Below are 7,359 nucleotides of genomic sequence, written 5' to 3' on the forward strand. Positions count from 1 at the left end.
GCAGCCGCATGCGGGATCCGATGACCATCCTCACCGACGCCTTCACGTCCTTCCTCTTCGGGAAGGTCGAGACGACCCGCCTGCCGGTACGCACCTCCACGGGCCAGGCCCAGGCGGTCTACCTCCCGACCGCCGCCCCCGGCCTCGGCGACTCGGGCGTCATCATCGGCCGCGAGGTCTACTCCGGCAAGGGGTACATCTACGACCCCTTCCAGCTGTACGGCCAACAGCTCCCGGCCCCGCACTGGCTCGTCCTCGGAGAGTCCGGCAACGGCAAGTCGGCGCTGGAGAAGACGTACGTCCTGCGCCAACTGCGCTTCCGCGACCGCCAGGTCGTCGTCCTGGACGCCCAGGGCGAGGACGGCGTCGGCGAATGGAACCTCATCGCGCAGGAGCTGGGAATAACTCCCATCCGGCTGGACCCGATGGCGGCCCTGGACATGGGGATCCGGCTCAACCCGCTCGACCCGGCGATCACGACGACCGGGCAGCTCGCCCTGCTGAGGACCATCATCGAGGTCGCGCTGGGCCACGGCCTCGACGAGCGCTCCGGCTTCGCGCTCAAGGTCGCCCACGCCTACGTCAACGAGACGATCGTCGAACGCCAGCCGGTGCTGACGGACATCGTCGAGCAGCTGCGGCACCCGGAGCCGGAGTCCGCCGAGGCGATGAACGTCGACATAGACGACGTACGGGCGTGGGGCCTGGACGTGGCGCTGGTCCTCGACCGCCTGGTCGACGGTGACCTGCGGGGCATGTTCGACGGCCCGACCACGGTCGGCATCGACCTGGACGCCCCGCTGATCGTCTTCGACCTGTCCCACATCGACCGCAACTCCATCGCCATGCCCATCCTCATGGCGATCGTCGGCGTGTGGCTGGAGCACACCTGGATCCGCCCCGACCGCAAGAAGCGCATCTTCCTGGTCGAGGAGGCCTGGCACATCATCAACAGCCCGTTCGTGGCGCAGCTCTTCCAGCGGCTGCTGAAGTTCGGGCGTCGACTGGGCCTGTCGTTCGTGGCGGTGGTGCACCACCTGAGCGACGTGGTGGACGGGGCGGCGGCGAAGGAGGCCGCGGCCATCTTGAAGATGGCCTCGACACGGACGATCTACGCCCAGAAAGCGGATGAGGCTCGTGCCACCGGGCGGGTGCTCGGCCTGCCCCGCTGGGCGGTGGAGATCATCCCGTCCCTCACTCCCGGCATCGCCGTATGGGACGTCAACGGCAACGTCCAGGTCGTCAAACACCTGATCACCGAGACCGAACGCCCCCTGGTCTTCACCGACCGCGCGATGACCGAGTCCTCCGCCGAGCACCGCGAACTGGCCGACGACGCCCTGCGCGCCGCCGAACTGGAGGCGGAGGAACGCGCGGCGGCATTCGTGGAACAGCACCTCGGTGACTCCGAGTCGACGGTGGCGTAGGCAGTCGGAGGGGGAAGGCGTGAGACCGAACGAGCAGTACCGGGACGACCGGCAGAACGGTCAGGGAGGCATCCCCGACGGCCTCCTGGTCGGCATACTCGCCTTCCTCCTCGGCATGACCCTGCTGGTGTGGTCCGCCACGGGCCTGGCCGCCCTGTTCGCCCACGGCGCCTGGCCCGACGGCGTCACCTTCACCCGCGCCCCCCTGGCCATCCGCCACCTCGTCGCCCGACCGCACGACATCGCCGGCGCCTGGCCCGACGCCCCCGCGTCCGACCTCTCCGGCTACGGCCTGTTCTGGGGCCTGTTCATCGGCCAGGTCATGATCCTCGTCGTCCTGACGGTGTTCGTCATGGGGACGCTGGCGCGGTGGAAGGCGGTCAGGATGCGCAGGCGGCTGGAGATCCCGGCGCCGGCGCCCGCGCCTGAGGCCCGCGAGGTTCCCGAGGTCCCGGTGCCGCGCGCGGAGCCGCAGCCGCAGCCGACCGAAGTACTGCAGGAGACGGCACCGATCGAGCCGGCTCCCCTGGCGACTCCCCTGCCGAGCCTTTCGACGAACGGCGATCGGGTCGGCGGGTGGGAAACACCCCGCACCGATGGCGCAATCCTCTACGGCCCCCCGGAAACCCGCCGGACCACCGCGACCCAAGCCGTACGCGACGCGGAGGGCCCCGCCCTCGTCGTCACCTCGAACCCCGCCATCTGGCAGGACACCAAGGACGCCCGCGCCAAACTCGGCCCGGTCCACGTCTACGACCCCACCCACCGCTGCGACACCCCGGCCCGCCTCCACTGGTCCCCCACCTCGGGCTGCGAGGACAAGCAGACAGCGACAAGAAGAGCCGTCGCACTCCTCACCCCGGTCCGCCCCACCGCCCGGCTCGACCAGGCGGTCAGCGACACCGCCGAAACGCTCCTGCGCAGCTACCTGCACGCCGCCGCCATCGACGGCCGCACCATCCGCCACGTCCACCGCTGGTCCCAGGGCACTCAGATCCAGGACGCCGTACGCACCCTCCGTACGAACCCCAAGGCGGCCCCGGGCTCCGCGGGCGAACTCGAAGCCGCACTCACCGCCCACACCGAACGCCGGGACATCGCCCAGGAGTTGACGAGCAGGGCCCTCTCCGCCCTCTTCACGCTCAACATCCGTGAGGCCTGCACGCCCAACCGAACTGATGCCCTCGCCCTGGATTCCTTCGTGGACGAAGGGGGCACGCTTTATGTGGTCGGTGAATCCATCGAGGACCCCCGGACCAACCCGGGCGCGATGCCTCTGCTCACCGCCCTCACCGCAAGCGTGGTCGAGCGCGGCCGGCGCATGGCCGAACGGTCATCCTCCGGTCGCCTCGACCCACCACTGACCCTCGTCCTGGACGATGTCGCCGCGGTGGCCCCGCTCCCCCAGCTCCCGGAACTGCTGGCCGCCGGAACGGACCGGGGCCTGCCGACCCTGGCCCTGCTCCGCTCCCGCGAACAGGCCCGCACGCGCTGGCCGGACGCGGAACTCCCGGTGTGACACCCTCAGACCCTCAGTCGGACCCGCGGTCGAGGACGAACTCCAGCTCCCGCTCCCCCGCGTCCCCCAGCGCCACGGTCACCCCGCTCGGCACGAACCCCACCCTCCGGTAGAACCGCTGGGCCCGCCCGTTCTCCTCGTGCACGATGAGCCGCACCCGCTCAGCCCCCCGCTCCCACGACCACTCCAGCGCGGCGTCGAACAACACCTCGGTCAGCCCGTTCCCCCGCTCCTCGGGCCGCACGAACACCCCGACGAGATGCGTCTGCTTCCGCTCCACCGCGAAGCCTGCCCAGTCCGTCGTCCCGGGCTCCTCGACCAGCACGGTCAGCGTCCCGACCCACCGCCCGTCCGGCCCCTCGGCGATGATCTGCTGCGCCCCGTCCACACCTTCGGCCGACCCGGCCACCCGCGCCTTCCAGAACGAGTCCGGCCGGGCCGCCGCCTCCGCGTACGTCTCCAGGAAGGCGAGATGCGCCACGGGATCCCGCAACGCGGCCAGCCGCAACTCCTTCGCGGCAGACCACTCGTCAGCACGCACAGACCGGATCACATAGCTGCTCATGCCAGCCACCGTAATACCCGGGTACTACGCCCCTCACCTCGCATACTGCCCCCGGTCCGACGCCCGCCGCCACCTTGCGGACGAGCATCGAAGCATGATTACGGCGCAGGGCCTCACCAAACGCTACGGCGACAAGACCGTCGTCACCGACCTCTCCTTCACCGTCCACCCCGGCACGGTCACCGGCTTCCTGGGCCCGAACGGCGCCGGCAAGTCCACGACCATGCGCATGATCCTCGGCCTGGACGCCCCCCACCCACGGCCACGTCACCGTCGGCGGACGCGCCTACGCCGCCCACCCCGCACCCCTGCACGAGGTCGGCGCCCTCTTGGAGGCCCGCTCGGTCCACCCTGGCCGCACCGCCCACCACCACCTGCGGGCCCTCGCCCACACCCACGGCATCCCCAAGGCCCGCGTCGACCACGTCCTGGACCTCACCGGCCTGACCGAAGTCGCCCACCGCCGCGTCAAGGGCTTCTCCCTCGGCATGGGCCAACGCCTGGGCATCGCCGCCGCCCTGCTGGGCGACCCGGCCACCGTCGTCCTCGACGAACCGGTCAACGGCCTCGACCCCGAGGGCGTCCTGTGGATCCGCAACCTCCTCAAGTCCCTCGCCGCGGAAGGCCGTACGGTCTTCGTCTCCTCCCACCTGATGAGCGAGACGGCCCTCACCGCCGAGCACCTGGTCATCATCGGCCGCGGCCGCCTCCTGGCCGACACCACGGTCGCCGACTTCGTACGCCGGTCAGGAGCGGGCACCATCAAGGTCGTCACCCCGGAGGCGCGGACCCTCGTACGACTGCTCTCCGCACCCGGCGTCGATCTCACCAGCCCCGCCCCGGAAACCCTCGAAGTCCGCGGCACGGACGCCGAACACATCGGCCGCACCGCCGCCGCCCACGGCATCCCCCTCCTCGAACTCACCCCGAACACCGCCTCACTTGAGGAGGCCTTCATGAACCTCACCCACGACGCGGTGGAGTTCACCACGACCCTGGAAGGAGCCTCGTCATGAGCACCACCGCACCGCCGACGACGTACCGCGTGACCCCGTCCCGGGTCCTGCGCTCGGAGTGGCACAAGCTCTGGACCCTGCGCTCCACCTGGATCACCCTCGTCGCCACGAGCGCCCTGACCCTCGCCATGGGCGCGGGCATCGGCGCCGCCTACGACGGCGGCGGCGAGGCCGAGCTCGACACGGTCGTCCTCGTCCTCCTCGGCACCCAGTTCGCCCAGGTCAACCTCGGCGTCCTCGGCATCCTCGCGACGGCCGGCGAGTACTCCACCGGCCAGATCCGCGCCACCATGACCGCGGTCCCAAGGCGCCTGCCCGTCCTGTGGTCCAAGGCCGCCGTCCTGGCCGCGGTCGCCTTCGTCCTCACCCTGTGGACGAACCTGCTCACCTTCCCCCTCGCCCAGTCCTTCCTCTCCGACACCGACCACGCCGCCTCCCTCGGCGACCCGGGCATCCTGCGCGCCCTCGCCGGCAACGCGGCCGGCCTCACCCTTCTCACCGTCCTGGCCCTCGGCATCGGCGCCCTGGCCCGCTCGGTGCCGATCGCCACGGGCGCGTTCATCGGCCTCGTGATGATCGTGCCGGAGGTGCTGGCCATGCTCCCGTACGACCTCGTCGACGACGCCGTCCGCTACTTCCCGGGCCGCGCCCTGGAGACTCTCACCACCGCCCAGCCGATGCCGGGCACGGCCTCCCCGGGCACAGCCCTGCTGGCGATGCTCCTGTGGACGGCGGCAACCCTCGCGGCAGCCGCGGCGGTCCTGAAACGACGGGACGTGTGACGACAGGCCAGGAAGCCCTCACCATGGACCCCGTGGCGGAAGAACGAGCGGCGGAGGAACGAACGGCGGAACCCCTCACCGAGTACGTCCAACGCGTCAGCCGACGCGTACGCGCCTTCGACCGGCGCCACCCTCTGGCGTGGGACCTCCACCTCACCGGCTTCTGGGTGACGGCGGCCCTCATCCACTACTTCGACGGCGGCTGGCGCACCATCGCACGCGCCCCCGACGCTCCGGGCTGGCTGGCCCTCATCCTGAGCCTCGGCCTGACGATCCCCCTCCTCCGGCGACGCACCCACCCCCAGGCCGTCCTCCTCGCCGTCGCCCCGGTCGCCCTGGTCAACGCCTGGAGCGGCGCCGCACTCCAGGCCGCCCTGCTCCAACTGCTCGTCGTCTTCCACATCGCCCTGCGCCGGCCCCCGCGCAACCTGTGGTGGACGACCGTCGTGGTCATCACGCCGGTCGCGGTGGCCGCCGCCCGCCACCCTCGGGGAAGCGTGGACCAGGACATCGTCCCGGTACTGATGTCCATCGTCGTCGCGGCAGCCATCGGCATCACGGTCCGCACCCGCCGCGCCTACACCGAGGCCCTCGAGGACCGCGCCCGCCGCCTGGAGATCGAACGCGACCAACAGGCCCGCCTCGCCGCCGCCGCCGAACGCGCCCGCATAGCCCGCGAGATGCACGACATCATCGGCCACAACCTGTCCGTCATCACCGGCCTCGCCGACGGCGGCCGCTATGCGGCCACCAAGTCCCCCGAGCGAGCCGGGCAGGCCCTCACCGCCATCTCCACCACCAGCCGACAGGCCCTCACCGAGCTCCGCCGCCTCCTGGACGTCCTACGAGACGACGAAGGCGCACAGGCACCGGAACTGGCCCCGCAACCCGCCCTCACCGACCTCGACCACCTCATCGACGGCGTACGATCCGCAGGCCTCCCCGTCCACACCACCGTCCACGGCACCCCGACCCTCCCCGAGGGCCGCCAGCTCACCGTCTACCGCGTCATCCAGGAAGCCCTCACCAACACCCTCAAACACGCGGGCCCCGGCGCGACGACACGGTTGGAGATCTCGTACGAGGACAAGGGCGCCGTCACCGTCACGGTGACCGACACCGGCCGCGGTGCCGAGCCGGACGCCACCGGCGACGGTCGCGGCCTGCCCGGAATGCGCGAGCGAACCGCCCTGTACGGCGGCACACTTGAGGCCGGCCCACGCCCCCACCCCGAACAGGGCTGGCGCGTCCACCTTCACCTCCCGGAGGAAACCCCGCAGTGACCACGGTCCTCATCGCCGACGACCAGCCCCTGCAACGCTTCGGCTTCCGCATGCTGCTGGAGAGCCAGGACGACATGACGGTGCTGGCCGAGGCGACGAACGGCGCCGAGGCGACCCGCCTGACCGCCGAGCTCCACCCCGACGTCGTCCTGATGGACGTCCGCATGCCCGGCCTGGACGGCATCGAGGCCACCCGCCGCATCGTCGCCGCCGGCGCCCGCACCCGCGTCCTCATCCTCACGACCTTCGACCTGGACGAGTACGCCTACGCCGGCCTGCGCGCGGGCGCCTCGGGCTTCCTCGTCAAAGACGCCCAGCCCGAGGAACTCCTCTCCGGCATCCGCGCGGTGGCCACGGGCGACGCGGTGGTGGCCCCCAGCCTGACCCGGCGCCTCCTGGACACCTACGCCCACCACCTCCCCACCGGAGCCCCCACAGAGAACCCGGACTCGCAAGGGAACGACCCCCGCCTCGTCTCCCTCACGGACCGCGAACGCGAGATCCTCACCGTCATCGGGCAGGGCTGGACGAACACCGAGATAGCCACCCGCCTCCACCTGGCCGAGTCCACGGTGAAAACCCACGTGGGCCGCGTCCTCGCCAAGACGCGCTGCCGGGACCGCGTGCAGGCGGTGATCCTGGCGTACGACACGGGACTGGTAAAGCCGGCCTGATAAAGCTGACCGGAAACGCAAAGAAGGCCCACACCGTGAGGTGTGGGCCTTCTTTCAAAAATTGTTCGGCGGCGTCCTACTCTCCCACAGGGT

The 7,359-nt window shown here is 71.1% G+C and carries 6 protein-coding genes and 1 pseudogene; 6 read left to right on the forward strand and 1 reads right to left on the reverse strand.

Annotated features, from left to right (window positions below; all coding sequences use genetic code 11):
- The first annotated feature begins 8 nt into the window (after window positions 1-8).
- Window positions 9-1,427 carry an ATP-binding protein gene (locus ACWBNA_RS32270; RefSeq protein ID WP_482708050.1) on the forward strand — a complete coding sequence of 473 codons (1,419 nt, stop codon included), beginning with the start codon at window positions 9-11 and terminating at the stop codon, window positions 1,425-1,427.
- 19 nt (window positions 1,428-1,446) lie between these two features.
- A complete protein-coding gene (locus tag ACWBNA_RS32275) occupies window positions 1,447-2,946 on the forward strand; it encodes a type IV secretory system conjugative DNA transfer family protein (RefSeq protein ID WP_482708051.1) in 1,500 nt (499 codons plus the stop codon).
- A gap of 13 nt (window positions 2,947-2,959) precedes the next feature.
- Here the strand turns inward: ACWBNA_RS32275 and ACWBNA_RS32280 are convergent, their stop codons facing one another.
- Window positions 2,960-3,511 carry a GNAT family N-acetyltransferase gene (locus tag ACWBNA_RS32280; RefSeq protein ID WP_482708052.1) on the reverse strand — a complete coding sequence of 184 codons (552 nt, stop codon included), beginning with the start codon at window positions 3,509-3,511 and terminating at the stop codon, window positions 2,960-2,962.
- A 94-nt stretch (window positions 3,512-3,605) separates the two neighbouring features.
- On the opposite strand from ACWBNA_RS32280, the pseudogene ACWBNA_RS32285 reads away from it, so the two are divergent.
- From ACWBNA_RS32285 to ACWBNA_RS32300, 4 genes and pseudogenes are all read left to right on the forward strand, one after another.
- Window positions 3,606-4,527, forward strand: a pseudogene (locus ACWBNA_RS32285) (ABC transporter ATP-binding protein).
- On the forward strand, window positions 4,524-5,309 hold the full coding sequence (locus tag ACWBNA_RS32290) for an ABC transporter permease (protein WP_482708053.1): 786 nt from the start codon (window positions 4,524-4,526) through the stop codon (window positions 5,307-5,309). The pseudogene ACWBNA_RS32285 and the gene ACWBNA_RS32290 overlap by 4 nt, the downstream one beginning before the upstream one ends.
- A 23-nt stretch (window positions 5,310-5,332) precedes the next feature.
- Window positions 5,333-6,592 carry a sensor histidine kinase gene (locus tag ACWBNA_RS32295; RefSeq protein ID WP_482708062.1) on the forward strand — a complete coding sequence of 420 codons (1,260 nt, stop codon included), beginning with the start codon at window positions 5,333-5,335 and terminating at the stop codon, window positions 6,590-6,592.
- Complete coding sequence (locus ACWBNA_RS32300) at window positions 6,589-7,266, forward strand: response regulator (protein WP_482708054.1); 678 nt, start codon at window positions 6,589-6,591, stop codon at window positions 7,264-7,266. Before ACWBNA_RS32295 ends, ACWBNA_RS32300 begins: the two co-directional genes overlap by 4 nt.
- Window positions 7,267-7,359 lie beyond the last annotated feature (93 nt).

The organism is Streptomyces sp. Q2 (assembly GCF_056820935.1).